This is a genomic window from Xanthomonas sp. NCPPB 2933, assembly GCF_056725225.1.
In genome coordinates this window covers 3008781-3027942 of the sequence record NZ_CM161518.1, presented here as the reverse complement: position 1 = coordinate 3027942, position 19162 = coordinate 3008781, and the positions used below count along the sequence as shown (strand labels likewise).

Annotated in this window: 14 protein-coding genes; 5 read left to right on the top strand and 9 right to left on the bottom strand. The window is 63.4% G+C overall.

The window, feature by feature from the left end:
• Positions 1-12 precede the first annotated feature (12 nt).
• Together rpfF and rpfB are read right to left on the bottom strand one after the other, a co-directional pair.
• Positions 13-882 carry a diffusible signal factor synthase RpfF gene (gene rpfF / locus AC1PLU_RS12285; RefSeq protein ID WP_268211683.1) on the bottom strand — a complete coding sequence of 290 codons (870 nt, stop codon included), beginning with the start codon at positions 880-882 and terminating at the stop codon, positions 13-15.
• A gap of 178 nt (positions 883-1060) precedes the next feature.
• Positions 1061-2743 (bottom strand): fatty acyl-CoA ligase RpfB, encoded by a 1683-nt coding sequence (gene rpfB / locus AC1PLU_RS12280; protein WP_481106361.1) that lies wholly within the window; start codon positions 2741-2743, stop codon positions 1061-1063.
• Between the two features lie 97 nt (positions 2744-2840).
• Between rpfB and AC1PLU_RS12275 the strand changes: the two genes are divergently transcribed.
• A complete protein-coding gene (locus AC1PLU_RS12275; RefSeq protein WP_481106360.1) occupies positions 2841-3290 on the top strand; it encodes a nuclear transport factor 2 family protein in 450 nt (149 codons plus the stop codon).
• A gap of 75 nt (positions 3291-3365) precedes the next feature.
• Here the strand turns inward: AC1PLU_RS12275 and acnA are convergent, their stop codons facing one another.
• Positions 3366-6134, bottom strand: coding sequence for an aconitate hydratase AcnA (acnA, locus tag AC1PLU_RS12270; RefSeq protein ID WP_481106359.1), 2769 nt, complete (start codon positions 6132-6134; stop codon positions 3366-3368).
• Between the two features lie 151 nt (positions 6135-6285).
• On the opposite strand from acnA, the gene AC1PLU_RS12265 reads away from it, so the two are divergent.
• From AC1PLU_RS12265 to AC1PLU_RS12250, 4 genes are all read left to right on the top strand, one after another.
• Positions 6286-6534 carry an AbrB/MazE/SpoVT family DNA-binding domain-containing protein gene (locus AC1PLU_RS12265; protein ID WP_002806474.1) on the top strand — a complete coding sequence of 83 codons (249 nt, stop codon included), beginning with the start codon at positions 6286-6288 and terminating at the stop codon, positions 6532-6534.
• Complete coding sequence (locus AC1PLU_RS12260; protein ID WP_006451233.1) at positions 6531-6941, top strand: type II toxin-antitoxin system VapC family toxin; 411 nt, start codon at positions 6531-6533, stop codon at positions 6939-6941. The genes AC1PLU_RS12265 and AC1PLU_RS12260 overlap by 4 nt, the downstream gene beginning before the upstream one ends.
• Before the next feature lie 88 nt (positions 6942-7029).
• Positions 7030-9621 carry a bifunctional aconitate hydratase 2/2-methylisocitrate dehydratase gene (gene acnB, locus AC1PLU_RS12255; protein ID WP_481106358.1) on the top strand — a complete coding sequence of 864 codons (2592 nt, stop codon included), beginning with the start codon at positions 7030-7032 and terminating at the stop codon, positions 9619-9621.
• Between the two features lie 196 nt (positions 9622-9817).
• Complete coding sequence (locus AC1PLU_RS12250) at positions 9818-10666, top strand: alpha/beta fold hydrolase (RefSeq protein ID WP_481106357.1); 849 nt, start codon at positions 9818-9820, stop codon at positions 10664-10666.
• A 283-nt stretch (positions 10667-10949) separates the two neighbouring features.
• On the opposite strand, the gene AC1PLU_RS12245 is transcribed toward AC1PLU_RS12250, so the two are convergent.
• From AC1PLU_RS12245 to AC1PLU_RS12220, 6 genes are all read right to left on the bottom strand, one after another.
• Complete coding sequence (locus AC1PLU_RS12245) at positions 10950-13292, bottom strand: putative bifunctional diguanylate cyclase/phosphodiesterase (RefSeq protein ID WP_481106356.1); 2343 nt, start codon at positions 13290-13292, stop codon at positions 10950-10952.
• A 6-nt stretch (positions 13293-13298) separates the two neighbouring features.
• Positions 13299-14375: a protein-glutamate methylesterase/protein-glutamine glutaminase gene (locus tag AC1PLU_RS12240; protein WP_006448344.1), complete on the bottom strand. Its 1077-nt coding sequence runs from the start codon at positions 14373-14375 to the stop codon at positions 13299-13301.
• On the bottom strand, positions 14372-14968 hold the full coding sequence (cheD, locus tag AC1PLU_RS12235) for a chemoreceptor glutamine deamidase CheD (RefSeq protein ID WP_006448345.1): 597 nt from the start codon (positions 14966-14968) through the stop codon (positions 14372-14374). The genes AC1PLU_RS12240 and cheD overlap by 4 nt, the downstream gene beginning before the upstream one ends.
• Positions 14965-15828, bottom strand: a complete 864-nt coding sequence (locus AC1PLU_RS12230; protein ID WP_023903866.1) for a CheR family methyltransferase — start codon at positions 15826-15828, stop codon at positions 14965-14967. The genes cheD and AC1PLU_RS12230 overlap by 4 nt, the downstream gene beginning before the upstream one ends.
• A 240-nt stretch (positions 15829-16068) precedes the next feature.
• Positions 16069-18447, bottom strand: a complete 2379-nt coding sequence (locus AC1PLU_RS12225) for a methyl-accepting chemotaxis protein (protein ID WP_481106355.1) — start codon at positions 18445-18447, stop codon at positions 16069-16071.
• Positions 18448-18531: 84 nt separating this feature from the next.
• The gene (locus tag AC1PLU_RS12220) at positions 18532-18915 is read right to left on the bottom strand and encodes a hypothetical protein (RefSeq protein WP_005993867.1); all 384 of its coding nucleotides are present in this window, start codon (positions 18913-18915) and stop codon (positions 18532-18534) included.
• Between the last annotated feature and the right edge of the window lie 247 nt (positions 18916-19162).

Here is a 19162-nt window from a genome sequence, read left to right as displayed (position 1 = left end):
GCGGCCGGCGCATCAGCCGGCATCGAGTCCCGAGCGGCGCGACTGCGCTCGTACCAGTCGGTCCATCGTGCGCAGCGATTTTTCGCCCAACTGCATCGCTGTATCTACCCAGATCTCGGTGATGCGCATCATCTCTTCCAGCGGTACGGCGGTGGTCATTTCGCGTACCTGCTGCATCGCTGCCCATGCGTGCGGCGTACGCTTGCTCTCACGGATCACCTGTTCCACTGCAGCCACACCCTGGCCGCGTGGGACCACGCGATCGATCAGCCCCATGGCGAGCAGTTCTTCAGCCGAGTACAGATTGCCATTGAGCATGATCCGCTGCGCCAATTGCGGGCTGACGCGCTGGCACATAAAAGAGTAGGCACCCATGCCCGGGAACAGATCGAACAGGACTTCGGGCAGCCCCATCATCACGCCTTCCTCGGCAATGATGGTATGGCAGCTCAATGCCGCCTCGAAACCGCCGCCCAGCGCATTGCCCTGGACCAGAGCGATGCTGTGCGCACGTGCGCCGAGGCCAACGTGAAACGCGTGCACCCCGCGCACGCAACGCTGCGCGTAGTCGAGCAAGCGGGCGCGATCGCCTTCGCGAATCAACTGGCAGAATAGCGCCAGATCACCGCCAAGGTTGAAAACGTCGCTGTCCGATGCCAACACCACGTGTGGGGACGTCGCACCGGCATGGAGAAGGCGCTGGCCGAGCTCGACCTGGTAGCCGGTGATGTCGTCGACCAGGCGCGAAGAGAAGCAGGCGCGACCTGGATTTATGGCCAGATCGGCATGCATGTGAATCCAGTAGACGTCGCGTTGCAGTTCTTCGATGACGCGTAGGGTGGAACCGATCGTGGTGCGAACAAAAGGTTGAACTGCAGACATGGTGGTTCTCCGTGAAGACCGTCCGGCCGGCCGCCTTACGGACGGAGAGTGAGAGGAACGAGGAGCGTGCGCCGACAGCTGATTCTATGCGTGCAAAAGCAAGCGCCCGCAAGGCCTTCCGGCATTGCGGGCGCGAGATGATGGCTGAACGGCCTCGATCCTGCGATGGCAGGTAGGATTACCCCTTCGGCGCGTCCCGCAGCTCGCGGCGCAGGATCTTGCCGACGTTGGTTTTCGGCAATTCCTTGCGGAATTCGATCACGCGCGGCTGCTTGTAGCCGGTCAGGTTGGCGCGGCAATGCGCCTTCACGGCGTCGGCGGTCAGGGCAGGGTCCTTCTTGACGATGACAGCCTTGACGATCTCGCCGGACTTCTCGTCCGGCACGCCCACGGCGGCCACTTCCAGTACGCCGGGCATCTCGGCGATCACGTCTTCGATCTCGTTCGGATACACGTTGAATCCGGAGACCAGAATCATGTCTTTCTTGCGATCGACGATGTAGACGAAGCCCTGCTCGTCCATGCGTGCGATATCGCCGGTGTGCAGCCAGCCTTCGGCGTCCATGACCTTGGCGGTTTCTTCGGGTTTCTTCCAATAGCCCTTCATCACTTGAGGGCCCTTGATGCACAGCTCGCCGATCTCGCCCTGCGGCAGCACGGCGCCGGCGTCGTCCTTGATGCAGGCATCGGTGGACGGAATCGGCAGGCCGATCGAGCCGTTGTAGTCCTTCAGATCCATCGGGTTGATGCAGGCGGCCGGCGAGGTCTCGGTCAGGCCGTAGGCCTCGACCAGGGTCAGGCCGGTGACCTTCTTCCAGCGTTCGGCGACCGAGCGTTGCACCGCCATGCCGCCGCCGAGGGACATCTTGAGCGAGGAGAAATCGACCTGATCGAACCCCGGCGTATTGAGCAGGCCGTTGAACAGCGTGTTGACGCCGGTGAAGGCAGTGAAGCGGGTCTTTTTCAATTCCTTGACGAAGCCGGGCATGTCGCGCGGGTTGCTGATCAGGTGATTGCAGCCGCCGATCTTCATGAAGACCAGTCCGTTCGCCGTCAGCGCGAAGATGTGATACAGCGGCAGTGCGGTGATCACCACCTCGTGGCCTTCTTCCAGCTTGCCGGTGCTGGCAAGCCATTGGTGCGCCTGCTGCATGTTGGCGACCAGGTTGCGGTGGGTCAGCATTGCGCCCTTGGCCACGCCGGTGGTGCCGCCGGTGTATTGCAGGAAGGCGATGTCGTCGGACTCGATTTGCAGCGTCGGAACTTTGTGTTTGCGGCCCAGCGCGAGCGCGTCGCGGAAACGGATCGCGCCCTTGAGGCGATACTCCGGCACCAGCTTCTTGACGTACTTGACGACGAAGTTGACCACCGCCGCTTTCGGGAAGCCGAGCATGTCGCCCAGGCCGGTGGTGATCACCTGCTTGACCGGGGTGTCGGCGATGACCTGTTGAACGGTGGTGCCGAAGTTGTCGATGACCACCAGTACGCTGGCGCCGGAGTCGATCAGCTGATGCTTCAGCTCGCGCGGGGTGTACAGCGGATTGACGTTGACTACGGTCAGACCGGCACGCAGGATGCCGAACGTGGCGACCGGGTACTGCAGGCAGTTGGGCATCATCAAGGCGACGCGATCGCCTTTTTTCAACTGCAATTCGCCAAGCAGATAGGCGGCAAACTGCTCGACCAGCTGATCGGCTTCGCGGTAGGTGATGGTCTTGCCGAAGCTGTGATACGCGGGGCGATCGGCGAAGCGCGCGACCGACGTGGCGAACACTTCCGCAACGGTGCGGAACTGCTCAAGATCGATCTCGGCGGCGACGCCGGCCGGATAACTCTGTAACCAAGGACGTGCCTGATTCATCTGCCCCCCTCCAGGGTGTTCGGTGCGTGACGCGGTGTGTTCCACGGCACGACTGCAAGTGGCAGCATACCGTCATGCATGTAAAAGGCGAAGTGTGATGCAGGGCAGCATTCAACTGCGATGGCGATACTGGCTCGCCGTACTGTGCATGCTTGCGCTCATCGGTTGCGCACGGCCTGCGCCGGAACAACGTTTGCGCGCGACGCTGGAGCAACTGCATCAGGCGATCGAAGCACGCGAGATCGGCGATGCGATGGCGCCGGTGGCCGAGGATTTCGTCGGCGAACAAGGACTGGACGCAGCCGGTCTGCGGCGATTGATGCAGCTGCAGATGTTGGGCAATCAAAAGATCGGCGTGACCTTGGGGCCGGTGGATGTGCAACTGCGCGGTGACACCGCAAGCGTGCGTTTCACTGCGTTGCTGACCGGTGGCAGCGGGCGCTGGCTACCCGAGCAGGCACAGACGTATCAGGTGACCACCGGCTGGCGATTGCAGGGCGGCGACTGGCAGCTGTATCACGCGCAGTGGGAGCCGACCGGGCCTTGAGCGCTTGCCTGAAACGACACTCCCGCCAAGCGGCGGGAGTGTCGTTGAACGTGTAAAGCGCAATGCGCTGGGCGATCAGGCCGCTTTGCGTGCAGCCAATTGGCGTAGCACGTACTGCAACAAACCACCGTGCTTGAAGTACTCCACTTCCTTGGGCGTGAGCAGCAGCACCTTGACCTGGAACTGCTTGACGCTGCCGTCGGACTTCTTGGCATCCACCGTAGCGCGACGGCTGGCGCCATCTTGCAGGCCGGTGATGTCCAAGACCTCGGAGCCGTCCAGGCCCAGCGTCTGCGCGTTTTCGTTCTCGAGGAACTGCAGCGGCAGCACGCCCATGCCGACCAGGTTGGAGCGATGGATGCGCTCGAAGCTCTCGGCGATCACGGCCTTGACGCCGAGCAGGTTGGTGCCCTTGGCCGCCCAGTCGCGCGACGAGCCGGTGCCGTATTCCTTACCGGCCAGCACCACCAGCGGCACGCCATCGGCCTTGTACTTCACTGCCGCATCGTAGATCGCCAGCTTTTCCGGCTGGCCACCGTCGGCGGGGTAATAGAGCGTGTTGCCGCCTTCTTCGCCGCCGAACATCAGGTTCTTGATGCGGATGTTGGCGAAGGTGCCGCGTACCATCACGTCATCGTTGCCGCGGCGGCTGCCGTAGCTGTTGAAGTCGGCCGGCTGCACGCCGCGCTCCTGCAGGAAGCGACCTGCTGGCGAATCCTTCTTGATATTGCCGGCTGGGGAGATGTGGTCGGTGGTGATCGAGTCGCCGAACAGGCCCATGATGCGCGCACCGTGCACGTCTTCGACGTGGCCGACCTGCATCGTCATGCCGTCGAAGTAGGGCGGGTTCTTGATATAGGTCGAGGCCGCGTCCCATTCGTACAGCGCGCCATCCGGCGAGGCGATGGTGTTCCAGCGGCTGTCGCCCTTGAAGACATCCGCGTAGTTCTGCTTGAACATCTCCGGGCCAACGGTGGCAGCGATGGTGTCGCCGATTTCCTTGTTGCTCGGCCAGATGTCGCGCAGATAGACCGGCTGCCCGTCGCTACCGGTACCCAACGGGTCGCGGGTCAGGTCGATGTCGGTGGTGCCGGCGATCGCGTACGCCACCACCAGCGGCGGCGAGGCGAGGTAATTCATCTTCACTTCGGGATGCACGCGGCCCTCGAAGTTGCGGTTGCCCGACAACACCGAGGACACCACCAGGTCGTCCTTGGCGATCGCCGCCGACACATCGTCCGGCAGCGGGCCGGAGTTGCCGATGCAGGTGGTGCAGCCATAGCCGACCACGTAGAAGCCCAGCGTTTCCAGATCGGCCAGCACGCCGGCCTTGCTCAGATAATCGGTGACCACGCGTGAGCCCGGCCCGAGCGAGGTCTTCACCCACGGCTGTGCCTTCAGGCCCTTGGCTGCCGCGTTACGGGCGAGCAGGCCGGCGCCGAGCATCACTGCCGGGTTGGAGGTGTTGGTGCAGGACGTGATCGCCGCGATGACGACCGAGCCATCGCGCAGCTGCCAGCCGGCGCCGCTGTCGTTGGAGGCTTCGGCTTGCGAGGCCTTGGCGCCCACCGCAGTGCCGCCGCCGCCTTCGTTCTTCAGGCGGTCTTCCTGCTTGATGTCGGTCGGGCGCTTGCTGCGCGCATCGACGAACGGCTTGAGGCTCTCGCGGAAGTTGGTCTGCATGTCTTCCAGCAGCACCCGATCCTGCGGCCGCTTGGGGCCGGCCAACGACGGCTTGACCTCGCCCATATCCAGCTCCAGCGTAGCGCTGTACTGCGCCTGCGGGGTGTTCACGTCGTGCCACAAACCCTGCGCCTTTGCGTAGGCCTCGACCAGCGCAATCTGTTCCTCGCTGCGGCCGGACAGGCGCAGATAGGTCAGCGACTCTTCGTCGACCGGGAAGATGCCGCAGGTGGCGCCGTATTCCGGTGCCATGTTGCCGATGGTGGCGCGGTCGGCCAGCGGCAGATGCTGCAGGCCTTCGCCATAGAACTCGACGAACTTGCCGACCACGCCGGCCTTGCGCAGCATCTGGGTGACGGTGAGCACCAGGTCGGTGGCGGTGGCGCCTTCAGGCATCTTGCCGCTGAGCTTGAAGCCGACCACCTGCGGAATCAGCATGGACGACGGCTGCCCAAGCATTGCCGCCTCGGCCTCAATACCGCCCACGCCCCAGCCCAACACGCCGATGCCGTTGATCATGGTGGTGTGGCTGTCGGTGCCGAACACGGTGTCTGGATACGCAATCTGCGTCCCGTCCTTGTCCGCGCTCATCACCACGCGCGCCAGGTTTTCCAGGTTCACCTGGTGGACGATGCCGGTGTTGGGCGGCACCACCTTGAAGTTTTCGAACGCCTTCTGGCCCCAACGCAGGAAGCCGTAGCGTTCTTGATTGCGCTGGAATTCGATCTTGCCGTTGAGGTCGAGCGCATCGGCCGAGCCGAACACATCCACCTGCACGGAATGGTCGATGACCAATTCAGAGGGAATCTGCGGGTTGATCTGGTCGGCATTGCCGCCGAGCTTGACCACCGCATCGCGCATCGCGGCCAGGTCGACCACGCACGGCACGCCGGTGAAGTCCTGCAGCACCACGCGGGCCGGCATGAAGGCGATCTCGATATCGGGCTCGGCCTTGGGGTGCCATTTGGCAACCGCCTCGATGTGGTCCTTGCCGACGGTGACACCGCCGTCTTCATGCCGGAGCAGGTTCTCCAGCAGGATCTTCATGGAATAGGGCAGGTGGCCGATATCGAAGCGCTCGCCCAGCTTTGGCAGGCTGTAGTACTCGTAGCGCTTGCCGTGGACCTCAAGCGAGGTGCGGGTGGAAAAGGAATCGCTCATGCATCACTCCTATGGCAGCAGGCTGTAGGTTTCTTCTCAACAGTGTGACTAATTCAGTGTGTACGTTCGGTTGCAAGACCGGGTATGTGGCCTTGAGTACGACAAGTCAAGTATGTAGAATCGCTGCATACTTTATGCCGGGGCCACCTTCATGGAAGCCACAGTTGCCGAACGCGGGCAGATCACGCTGCCCAAAGCCGTACGCGATGCCCTGGGCCTGACCAAGGGCACCACGCTCAAGATCGAGCTCGACGGCGGCCGCATCATCCTGCGCAAGGACGTCAGCGAGGCGCTGCGCAAGGTGCGCGGCAAGTTCAAGCTGGTCGACGGCCTGACCAACACCGACGAAGCCATGCGCGCCATCCGTGGCCGCGCGCCCGGGGATCCGTTCGACCCATGATCGCCCTGGATTCCTCGGTGCTGCTGGACATCCTGATCGGCGATGCGGTCTACGGCGAGGTGTCGGAGATCTGCATCGGCGATGCGCTGGCGCGCGACGAGGTGGTGGTCTGCGATGCCGTGGTGGCCGAAGTGCTGGCCATGCTCGACACCCAGGTCGACCTGATGGAAACCCTGGCCTCGATCGGGGTGCGCTACGAAGCCACCCAGGAAGCGGCGGCGGTACGCGCCGGCCATATGAACAAGCGCTTCCGCGCGCGCGGCGGCAAGCGCGAGCGGGTGGTGGCCGATTTTCTGATCGGCGCCCACGCGATGCTCCAGTGCGACGGGTTGATCACCCGCGACGAGGGCTTTTTCCGCGACTACTTCAAGGGTTTGAAGATCGTCGTACCCAAACCCGCAAGTTAGTCCGCACACATTCACGTTTCGCGTTTACACATCCACGTTTACACATCCACGTTTACACATTCACTCGTTGTCTTTTCGGAGAATCCGCATGTTGGAAGCCTATCGCCACCACGTTGCAGAGCGCGCCGCGCTCGGTATCCCGCCGCTGCCGCTGACCGCGCAGCAGACCGCCGAGGTCATCGAGCTGCTCAAGGCTCCGCCGGCGGGTGAAGCGGAGTTCCTGGTCGAGCTGCTCAGCCAGCGCGTGCCGGCCGGCGTCGATGACGCTGCCAAGGTCAAGGCCTCGTACCTGGCCGCAGTGGCCTTCGGCACCGAAAAAACCGCGCTGATCAGCCCCACGCATGCGACCGAGCTGCTTGGCACCATGCTGGGTGGCTACAACATCCAGCCGCTGATCGATCTGCTCGATAACGCCGAGCTGGGCGCCACCGCCGCCGAAGCGCTCAAGCACACCTTGCTGGTGTTCGACGCCTTCCACGACGTGCAGGAAAAGGCACAAGCCGGTAACGCGCACGCCAAGGCCGTGCTGCAGAGCTGGGCCGAGGCCGAGTGGTTCACCAGCAAGCCGGAAGTTCCGCAGAGCATGACCGTCACCGTGTTCAAGGTGCCGGGCGAAACCAACACCGACGACCTGTCGCCGGCCCCGGATGCGACCACGCGCCCGGACATCCCGCTGCATGCCTTGGCGATGCTCAAGAACGCACGCGACGGCGCTGCCTTCGTGCCGGAAGAAGACGGCAAGCGCGGCCCGATCCAGGCCATTGCCGATCTCAAGGACAAGGGCCATCTGGTCGCCTATGTGGGCGATGTGGTCGGTACCGGTTCTTCGCGCAAGTCGGCGACCAACTCGGTGCTGTGGTGGACTGGCGAAGATATTCCGTTCATTCCGAACAAGCGCTTCGGCGGCGTGTGCCTGGGCGCGAAGATCGCGCCGATCTTCTACAACACCATGGAAGACGCCGGTGCGTTGCCGATCGAGCTGGACGTATCGCAGATGGAGCACGGCGATGTGGTCGAGCTGCGTCCGTACGACGGCAAGGCGCTGAAGAACGGCCAGGTGATCGCCGAGTTCGCGATGAAGTCGGACGTGCTGTTCGACGAAGTGCGCGCCGGTGGCCGCATTCCGTTGATCGTCGGCCGTGGCCTGACCGCCAAGGCGCGCGAATTCCTGGGCCTGCCGGCGTCTGATCTGTTCCGTCTGCCGATGGTGCCGCCGGATACCGGCAAGGGCTTCTCGCTGGCGCAGAAGATGGTCGGCCGCGCCTGCGGCTTGCCGGAAGGCCAGGGCATGCGCCCGGGCACCTATTGCGAACCGAAGATGACCTCGGTGGGCTCGCAGGACACCACCGGCCCGATGACCCGCGATGAGCTCAAGGACTTGGCCTGCCTGGGCTTCTCGGCCGACCTGGTGATGCAGTCGTTCTGCCACACCGCCGCTTATCCGAAGCCGGTCGACGTCAAGACCCACCACACCTTGCCGGAGTTCATCTCCACCCGAGGCGGCGTGTCGCTGCGTCCGGGCGACGGCGTGATCCACAGCTGGCTCAATCGCATGCTGCTGCCCGACACCGTCGGTACCGGTGGCGACTCGCACACGCGTTTCCCGATCGGCATTTCGTTCCCGGCCGGCTCCGGCCTGGTGGCCTTCGCCGCCGCCACCGGCGTGATGCCGCTGGACATGCCCGAGAGCGTGCTGGTGCGCTTCAAGGGTGAGATGCAGCCGGGTGTGACCTTGCGTGACCTGGTCAACGCGATCCCGCTGTACGCGATCAAGGACGGTCTGCTGACCGTGGCCAAGCAGGGCAAGAAGAACATCTTCTCCGGCCGCATCCTGGAGATCGAAGGCTTGCCGAATCTGAAGGTGGAACAGGCGTTCGAGCTGTCCGATGCTTCTGCCGAACGTTCGGCCGCAGGTTGCACCGTGCACCTGGACAAGGCGCCGATCATCGAATACCTGACCAGCAACATCACTCTGCTGCGCTGGATGATTGCCGAAGGCTATGCCGATGCGCGCACGCTGGGTCGTCGCATCAGCAAGATGGAAGAGTGGCTGGCGGATCCGCAACTGCTGCAGCCCGATGCCGACGCCGAATACGCCGCCGTCATCGAGATCGATCTGGCCGACATCCATGAGCCGATCGTGGCCTGCCCGAACGATCCGGACGACGTCAAGACGCTGTCCGAGGTTGCCGGTGCGGCGATCGACGAGGTGTTCATCGGTTCGTGCATGACCAACATCGGTCACTTCCGTGCCGCTGCCAAGTTGCTGGAAGGCAAGCGCGATATCCCGACCCGTTTGTGGGTTGCGCCGCCGACCAAGATGGACGCCTCCGAGCTGACCAAGGAAGGCCATTACGGCACCTTCGGCGCGGCCGGTGCACGCATGGAAATGCCGGGCTGTTCGCTGTGCATGGGCAACCAGGCGCAGGCGCGCGAGGGCGCCACGGTGTTCTCCACCTCCACACGTAACTTCCCGAATCGCCTTGGTCGCAACACCAACGTGTATCTGGGTTCGGCAGAGTTGGCCGCGATCTGCTCGCGTCTGGGTCGCATCCCGACCAAGGACGAGTACATGGCCGATGTGGGCGTGATCAAGACCAGTGGCGACCAGATCTACCGCTACATGAACTTCGATCAGATCCAGGAATATCAGGATGTCGCCGATACCGTCGCGGCCTGATCGAGCTGCTTGATCTCGTGTTCGAAAACGCCCGGCAATGCCGGGCGTTTTTCGTTATTCGGGCGGTCACTTCGCTTTGTCTGCACGATGCCGGAAGTTAAAGCCAATAGCAGTTAACTCGCCTGTCGCATTGCAACAAAAATCTGAAGTGCAGGGGACTAGAGTGGCGCCGCTCCCATGGCTCTCATGATTTCCAATGCCTATTTGCACGATCGCTGGTCAAACGCTGCACTACGCACAATACGGTCAAGGGTTTCCGGTTCTGCTCGGCCACAGCTACCTCTGGGATGCGGCCATGTGGGAGCCGCAGATTCACGCGCTCTCGCAGCACTATCGGGTCATCGTTCCCGAGCTGTGGGGACATGGGCAATCGGCGGCGCTGCCAGCCGGCACGCAGACGGTTGGCGATCTTGCCGAGCAGATGCTGCTATTGCTGGATGCGCTGGAACTGCCGCAATGCGCGGTAGTTGGTTTGTCGGTCGGTGGCATGTGGGGTGCAGAGCTTGCGTTGCTTGCGCCGGAGCGCGTGCGCAGCCTGGTGCTGATGGATACGTTTCTGGGCGCCGAACCGCAGGCGACTCAGATGCGCTATTTCGGCCTGCTGGATGCGATCGAAGCGGCGGGGCAGGTGACGCCTGCGTTGATCGAGGCAATCGTGCCGATCTTTTTCCGTCCTGGTATCGATCTGAGTTCCGCGCTGCCGGCTGCGTTTGCGCAACGATTGGCGGCGATGTCGGCCGAGCAGCTGCGTGCATCGGTGGTGCCGTTGGGCCGGTTGATCTTCGGGCGTGCCGATCGGTTGGAGGTGTTGTCGGCGCTAAATCCGGCAAACACATTCTTGTTGGGTGGCGAATACGATATTCCGCGCCCGCCGGAAGAGCTATGGCTGATGGCCGAAGTGATCGGCTGCGATTACGAGTTGGTGCCCGATGCCGGGCATATCGCGTCGCTGGAGAATCCGGCGTTCGTCACCGCACAGTTGTTGGGATGGTTGAAGCGGACAGTGGGGCAAGGTGTTGGCATGGTCGCTGAGAGCTACGCTTGAAGGCAGCGCTTAGACGAAGGCGTCGGTCAGTGCAGCAGTGCATGGATGAAGCCCGTACCCTCACCCCAACCCCTCTCCCGCAGGGAGAGGGGCTTTAGTTCCCTTCTCCTACGGGAGAAGGTGGCGCGAAGCGCCGGATGAGGGTACGAGTTACTTGAGTGCCACCAGCCCAAGCGCGATCAGAACTTCAACGATTACGGTCTACGCAACGGCCGAGGCTGAAACAGCTGTCAAGGTTGAGGCAGCAGCGAAGGCTGAAGTAAATCGCTGAGGCTTCAATGCTCTAAGGCTGCGCACCCAACCAGGCTTCCAACGCCGCAGCCGGCAACGGCCGTGAGAACAGATAGCCCTGCAGCACTTCGCAGCCCAGGTCGGCGAGGAACAAGCGCTGGGCTTCGTTTTCCACGCCTTCTGCAACCACATGCTTGCGCAGATGCTCGCCGATGCGCAGCACCGAGGTGGTGAGCGCGCGAGCGTCTTCGCTGTGTTCGATGTCGCGCACGAAGCTCATGTCCAGCTTGAGTTCGTCGATCGGCAGGCGGTGCAGATGGCTCAGGCTGGAATAGCCGGTGCCGAAGTCGTCCAGTGACAACGAGATGCCGGCTTCGCGGATGGCATGCAGGTTTTCCAGCACGCCGGGTTGCCCCGAGAGCATTACGCTTTCGGTCATTTCCAATGTGAGATCGGAGGGCAGCACGCCCATGTCGGCGATGAGTCTGAGCAGGTCGCTGAGCATGCGCGGACTTTCGAAACTGCTGGCCGACAGATTCACCGATACACGGGCCACCGGCACGCCGCGTTGGCGCCAGTCGGCGACCTGCTGGCAGGCGCGGCGCAATACCCAATCGTTGAGCTGCGGCATCATGCCTTGTTCTTCGGCCACGGGCAGAAACCGTGCCGGCGACACCGCGCCGAGTTGCGGGTGGTTCCAGCGCAGCAGCGCTTCCACGCCATACAGCGCGTGCGGCGCGGCGCTGTGCAGCTGAGGTTGATAGTGCAGTTGCAGCTGATCGCGTCCGATGGCCTGGCGCAGCTCCGCTTCCAGCGCAACGCGCTCCTGCGCCATACGATTCATATCGGCGCTGAAGAAGCGGAAGCGTCCGCCGCCTTCCTGCTTGGCGCGATTCATCGCCAGATCGGCATGCCGCAACAGGATGTTGATGTCGCGACCGTCCTCGGGAAACATCGCCACGCCCACGCTGGCAGACGGATGCACGGTCATGTGGCCGACCGGCAACGGCACGGCGATGGTGCAGAGCAGACGCTCCGCGGCGGCGCTGGCCTGTTCGGCACTGCATTGCGGCAGGGCGAGCGCGAATTCGTCGCCGGCCAGGCGCGCCAGCATGGCGGTGGCGGTGAGTTGTTCGCCAATGCGTAATGCGATGTCGCGCAACAGGCCATCGCCTGCGGCATGGCCCTGGCTGTCGTTGATCAGCTTGAAGCGGTCGATGTTGATGAACATCAACGCGGCCGGTTCGCTGGCGTATTCGGCCTGCGTCAGCGCCTGCTCGGCGCGTGCGCTGAACATGATGCGGTTGGGCAGCCCGGTCAGCGCATCGTAGAACGCGAGTTGATGCACGCGTTGGCGGATCTGTTCGCGTTCCAGCGCCAGCGTGCATAACTGCTGGCACAGATCGGTGAGCCGCACATGCCAGGCATCGGCACGTTGCGCCTTGCGGTAATACAGCGCGAAGGTGCCGAGCACGCGCGAGCTGTTGGAGCGGATCGGCGTGCTCCAGCAGGCGCGCAAGCCCATCGGCAGCAGCAGGTCGCGGTACGGTGCGAATAGCGGGTCGGTGGCGATGTCTTCCACCATGACCGCGCGGCCACGCCAGGCGGCGGTGCCGCAGGCGCCTGCACCGGGCGCGATCTTCAACCCGTTGACTGCATCGGCGTATTCGGGCGGCAGGCTGGGGGCGGCCAGCGAATGCAGGCAGCCCTGGTTGTCCGCGCTCATCACCGTGGCCAGCACGTCCGGTGCGATGCGTTCGACCTCGGTGCAGATCAACGTCATCACGTCGATCAGCGGACGCTCCTGCACCAGCGCCTCAAGCACACGGTGCTGCAGCACCTCGTGCATCTTGGTGTCGGTGATGTCGGTCAGCACCGCCACGTAATGCGATGGGTTGTGCCTGGCGTCGTAGATCGGATTGAAGTTGAGCGAGATCCACAGCGGCGTGCCGTCCTTGCGATAGACCAGCAGGTCGGCCTGGGTCTGCTGCAAAGCGTCGGCGCGATCGCGGATGCGCGCCACCTCGCCCTGATCGCTCTGCGCGCGGGTGAGCACGTCCGAGGGACGCTTGCCGACCAGTTCGGCCTCGGTATAGCCGAACATGCGCTGGAAGCCGTCGTTGGCATACAGCAGGTGCGATTGCAGATCGCAGATCAGGATCGCACTGCTGCTGCCATCCAGCGCTTCGGCCAACAGGCGCGAGCGCGTGGCATCGGGGCGTTCGTCGGGTTTGACCATGCCGGCAGTGACCGGGCCGGCCTTGATCGACGGCGTGTCGAATGCCCCAAGTTCTGTCGCGCTATCTACCGTTGAATCCGCAGCAGCGACCGACGTGGTTCCCGGTGCGCCGGGAACCTCCGCCTGGTCGGTCGGAGACGGGGGCAGGGCGCTCATGCCGGATCAACGTGCCTGCGCCGACAGCGCGATCAAGCGCTCGGCAACGCGGTCCAGCGGCACCACTTCCTGCGCGGCGCCAAGCTTGTAGGCGGCACCGGGCATGCCCCACACCACGCTGCTGGCTTCGTCCTGCACCAGCGTGGGCGCGCCGGCCTGCAGCATTTCCAGCAGGCCGCGTGCGCCGTCGTCACCCATGCCGGTGAGGATGGCGCCGACCGCGTTCGGGCCGGCGTTGGCGGCGACCGAGCGGAACAGCACGTCCACCGCCGGCTTGTGGCGATTGACCGGCGGGCCGTCGTCGATGCGGCAGCGCCAGCGGGCACCGTCGCGGATGATGCGCAGATGCTGGCCGCCGGGCGGCAGGTAGGCGTGGCCGGGCAGGATCGCTTCGCCATCGCTGGCTTCGCGCACCGACATGGCCGAATGACGATTGAGTCGCTCGGCAAAAGCGGTGCTGAAGCTGGCCGGCAAGTGCTGGGTCATGACCACCGCCGGTGCATCGGCGGGCATGTGTTCGAGCACCACGCGCAGGGCTTCAGTGCCGCCGGCCGAGGCGCCGATGGCGATCAGGCGGTCGGTAGTGCGGAAGCGCAGGGCGCTGCCAGCCACCGGCGCAGCCTGCATGTCCAGGGTGACCTTGGGCGCGCTGGGGCGATTGAGCGCGCTGACCTTGGCCTTGGAGGCCATCTTGACCTTGCTGACGATTTCTTCGGCATAGCCTTCCAGCCCGCGTGCGACATCGATCTTGGGCTTGGAGATGAAATCCACCGCGCCCAGCGACAAGGCCTGCAAGGTGGTGTCGGCGCCACGCTCGGTCAGCGATGAAATCATCACCACCGGGGTGGGGCGCAGGCGCATGAGGTTTTCCAGGAATACCAGGCCGTCCATGCGCGGCATTTCCACATCCAGCGTGATCACGTCCGGATTGAGCCGTTTGATCTTTTCGCGCGCCAGGATCGGGTCGGCGGCCGAGCCGATCACTTCGATGCCGGCATCGCGCGACAGGATCTCGGTCAGCATCTGACGCACCACCGCCGAGTCGTCGACGATCAATACGCGAACAGGGGTTTCCAGCGTCATTCGAACAACTCCACTCCACCGGTGACCGGTGCTTTGGACAGACGGGCGCGCACGGCAGATTCGGTAGCGGCGACTTCGGCTTCGTGTGCGTGCGGCAAACGCTGCACGACAACGCGTCCGGTCGTCGGGAAGAACCAGACCTTGCGCGGATGGATGCCGCACAGATCTTCGGCAATGATGGGGATGTGCTCGGCCAACAGGTACTGGCGCACGAACTCGGCGTTGCGGGTGCCCACCGGGTTGCTGGTGAAGCCCTTGAGCACGTTGGCGCCACCGAAGACCTTGGCTTCGATCCGCTTGCGATGCGCGCCGCGCTTGAGCATGTCGTTGATCAGCAACTCCATCGCATAACTGCCGTAGCGCGCGGGTGCGCCATCGCCAACCTGGCCTTCCGGCAGCAGGAAATGGTTCATGCCGCCGATCTTCAACACCGGGTCGCGAAGACAGGCCGCAACGCACGATCCCAAGGTGGTCGTCAACGCGGTGTCGTCGTCCACCACCAGGTATTGGGTAGGCAGCAGCTTGGCGGTGATGGTCTGGAACCGCGAGTCGCGGTAGCGCATGACATCGTCGACCTGCACAGCGGTACTCATGTAGCGGCTCCCGCGCGCGGAGCGCGCCGATACAGCGTGCGCCCGCACGGCTGGATCAGGTCGGCCGCGTGCAGGTAGTTCTCCGAGTGCCCGGTATAGAGCAGGCCGTCATCGCCCATGTGGCTGACCAGACGCGACAGGATGCCGCGCTGGGTGGGCTTGTCGAAATAGATCATCACGTTGCGGCAGAACAGCGCCGCATACGGGCCGCCGACGTCGTAGCGTGGCGACAGCAGATTCAGTTGCTTGTATTCGATGAGCTGGCGCAGCGCCGGAATGACCCGGCATTTGCCTTCGTTGGGGCCGCTGCCGCGCTGGAAATACTTGCGCTTGATCGATGCATCCAGCGAGGCGACGCGGTCGATGGCGTAGACGCCGCGCGAGGCGGTTTCCAGCACCTGGGTATCGACGTCGGTGGCGATGATGCTCACCGGCGGGGTCAGCGAGCCGAAGGCTTCGCAGGCGGTGATGGCGATGGAGTAGGGCTCCTCACCGGTGGAGGCCGCACACGACCAGATCTTCAGCGGTGCCTGCGAGGCACGCTTTTGCAGTTCTTCGCGCAGCTTGTCGAAGTGATGCGGCTCGCGGAAGAACGAGGTCAGGTTGGTGGTCAGCGCGTTGGTGAACGCCTGCCATTCTTCCTCGTCGTTGCCTGCTTCGAGCTGGTCGATGTAGTCGCGGAAAGAGCGCAGACCGAGCACGCGCAGACGACGCGACAGCCGGCCATACACCATGTCGCGCTTGGCCGGAGCCAGGGCGATGCCGACACGCTGATAGATCAGATCGCAAACGCGTTTGAAATCGCGGTCGCCAAAATCAAATTCGCGTGTGTCTGAAGCGGAAGTCGAGGTGGTCGTCATATCCGTACGCGTCGTTAGCTAGTACTGGATATCGGCCATGTGGTCATGCAACTGAAGCACCAATCTGCGCCGTCGCGGGCGGTTGGGGCCGGTTGCCGAGTATTTATGGAGCATGGCGCTACGGCATGGCGCCGGCAGCAGGGGATGGCGGCGCAGATGCGTGTCGCAACAGAGGCAGAAATACACCGTAGAAACACACCGCCCCGGCTTGGCCGGGGCGGTGTGGGTGACGGCGGTGAATCAGAACTCTTGCCAGTTACCGTCGGCCAGTGCGGCCTGCGGCTTGGCCTGGCGCGAAGGCGCGGCGGTTGCACGCGCAGCCGGTTTGGCAGCGGTCTTGGCTGCGACCGGACGTGAGGCCACCGCCACCGGGCGCGCGCGTGCGACCGGTGCGGCAGGCTCGTCCAGCTTGAACACCGACACTGCTTCGGCCAGGTGACCGGCCTGCTCTTCCATCGAGCGTGCGGCGGCAGTGGCTTCTTCCACCAGCGCGGCGTTCTGCTGGGTGGTTTCGTCCATCTGGGTGATGGTCTGGTTGACCTGTTCGATCCCGGTCGACTGTTCCTGCGAAGCGGCAGAGATCTCGCCCATGATGTCGGTGACGCGCTGCACGCTGGCCACGATGTCGGCCATGGTCGCACCGGCCTTGCGCACCAGTGCCGAGCCTTCGGCGACCTTGTGCACGGAGTCGTCGATCAGTCCCTTGATCTCCTTGGCTGCACCGGCCGAACGCTGCGCCAACGTACGCACTTCCGAGGCCACCACCGCAAAGCCGCGGCCCTGTTCGCCCGCACGTGCCGCTTCCACCGCCGCGTTCAATGCGAGGATATTGGTCTGGAAGGCGATGCCGTCGATGACGGAGATGATGTCGGCGATCTTCTTGGACGAGGCTTCGATGCCGGACATGGTGGCGACCACTTGCGAGACCACTTCACCGCCTTGCGAGGCCACACCGGTGGCGCCGATGGCAAGCTGGTTGGCCTGACGGGCGCTTTCGGCGTTCTGCTTCACGGTGGACGTGAGCTCTTCCATCGAGGCCGCAGTTTCTTCCAGGTTGGCTGCCTGCTGCTCGGTGCGATGCGACAGGTCGCTGTTGCCCGAGGCGATCTCGCCAGCTGCCGAGTTGATGGCGGTGGAGGAGACCTTGATGCGCCCGACAATGTCGGCCAGCTGCTCGGCGGTGGCATTGGCATCGTCACGCATCTGCGCGAACACGCCGCTGAATTCGCCGTGCATGCGCACGGTCAGATCGCCACGCGACAGCGCCGACAGCAGCGAGGAAATCTGCTCCAGGCTGGCAGCGTTGGCATCCAGCAAGCCGTTGAGTTGCTGCGCCAGCTGCAGGAAGAAACCCTGCTTGCCCTCGGTTTCCACCCGGCCGCTCATGTCGCCGCTGGCAGCGGCGCGCACGATACGGGCCACTTCTTCTTCGACCTGGACTTCGATGGTGCGGTCGCGCCATTCGCAGACATCGCCGGTGCTTTCGTCCTGCTCGTTCTTGATCACGGTGACGGTCTGCATCATCACGAACTCGCCGTAGCGTTCTTCGAAGCTGGTGATGCCGTCGCGTTCCAGTGCGGCGATGGCCTTGCGCACGGTCGTCTCGGGCAGGCCGAGATAACTGATGTGCTGACCGATGATCTTGCTGGCTTCAAAATCCGACGATGCCAGACGGATGCTGCCTTCGTAATGCGCGACGAGCTTCATGAACGCTTCGTTGGCGTAGATGATGATGCGATCGGTATCGGTGATGAAGGTGGCGGTGGAGGACTTGTCCAGCGCGGTGCGAATGCGCAGGTTTTCGTCGGCAATCTTCTGATCGCGTTCAATGCGTTCCTTCAGATCGCGCTGCATGCGCTGCATGGAGCGCATCAGTTCGCCCACTTCGTCCTGGCCCTGCACGTTGATCTGGCCATCGAGTTTGCCGCCGGCGATTTCGGTGGCAGTCGAGACCGCGCCGCGCATGCTCTTGACGATGGAACGGGCGAACAGAAACGCAAGGCCCAGGCCGCCGGCGATGCCGAGCAGCAACACCACCATGCTCAAGGTGACCGAGGTGGCGTGGACCTTCTCGGCCTTGCTCTTGGCCGCCTGTGCCAGGCGGTTGTCTTCGACGATCAACGCGGCCAGCGAATCCTTGGCCTTGTTGTGCAGGGTGCGGGTTTCGCCGACGAAGGTGTCGACGGCGTCGTCGGGCAGATTGAGTTCGAGCATTTCGTTGACGCTGGCGTAGGAGGCCGAGGCCTTCTTCCAGTCTGCCACGAAGCTCGCAAACAGCTTCTTCTGCTCCGGGCTTTCGATCAGGCGGGGATAGCCCTTGATCGTCGCTTCGATTTCGCCATCGAGCCGCTTGGCGCGGAGCTTGGCTTCCTGCTTCACCGCGTCGCTTGCGCGCACCAAACTTTGATAAGAAGCATTACGGTATTCGCCCAGCATGCCGCGCAGGTCGCCTGCTTCGCGCACGCTGGACATGGTGTTGCCGGCCAGGTCACTGGTGACGTTGTTGAGCGAGGCCAGACCCGAATAAGCGATGATCCCCTGCACCAGCAAGATCAGCAGCACGATGCCGAATGCCAGCATCAGCTTGGGCATCAATTTCAGATTGTTGATCCATTGCATTGACACGATTCCCCGTAGAAGTCAGTCCGCATAAGCGCAAACAGCAGATCGCCACGCGCGAGGGCGTGGCGATGTGCGAGGCGATTACTTGATGGTGGCGAGCTTCAGGCTGGCCGGCGAGCTGACTTCGATTTCGGCACGCGAGCTGTCGCGCTGGATCTTGCCGAGGACACAGACGTCCTTGCCTTCCAGGGATTCGGGAGCAAAGCTGAACTTGCCGCGGTTGGCGCCGTCGATGCGGGCCGAGAAGGTGTGGCGCGGGAACATGCCACCCATGTACAGGAAGGTGGGTTCGCCTTCCGAGCTCTGCGCGTACTTGGCCTTTTCGACCTTGCCGCACACCATGCCGTCCTTGCCGACGAAGCGGGTGGCCATTTCCGGCGGAATCATTTCCTGCGACTGAGCCGAAAGCGTGGGAGCAACGATGACGAGAGCAGCGACGGGGAGGAGCGAGAGCAGGAACTTCATTGGGATTCTCCAGAATCAAAAGTCGAACGGTGACCCGTTTAAGTGCGCGGGCTTCTATTCAGCTATCGGCTAGCTGCCGTTCAACTTGAATCCAAAAAACGTGATTCCTATCTCACTTCACTCTAGGCGCACGTCTCGTGTCGGGAAGCTCCCGACACCAGATGGTCGTAACCGCGACTGCCGGCACCACTGCAGCCCCCAGGCGGGTTTGCTGCGTGCAGAAAGTCGTCGTGTAGCGCGCTACACG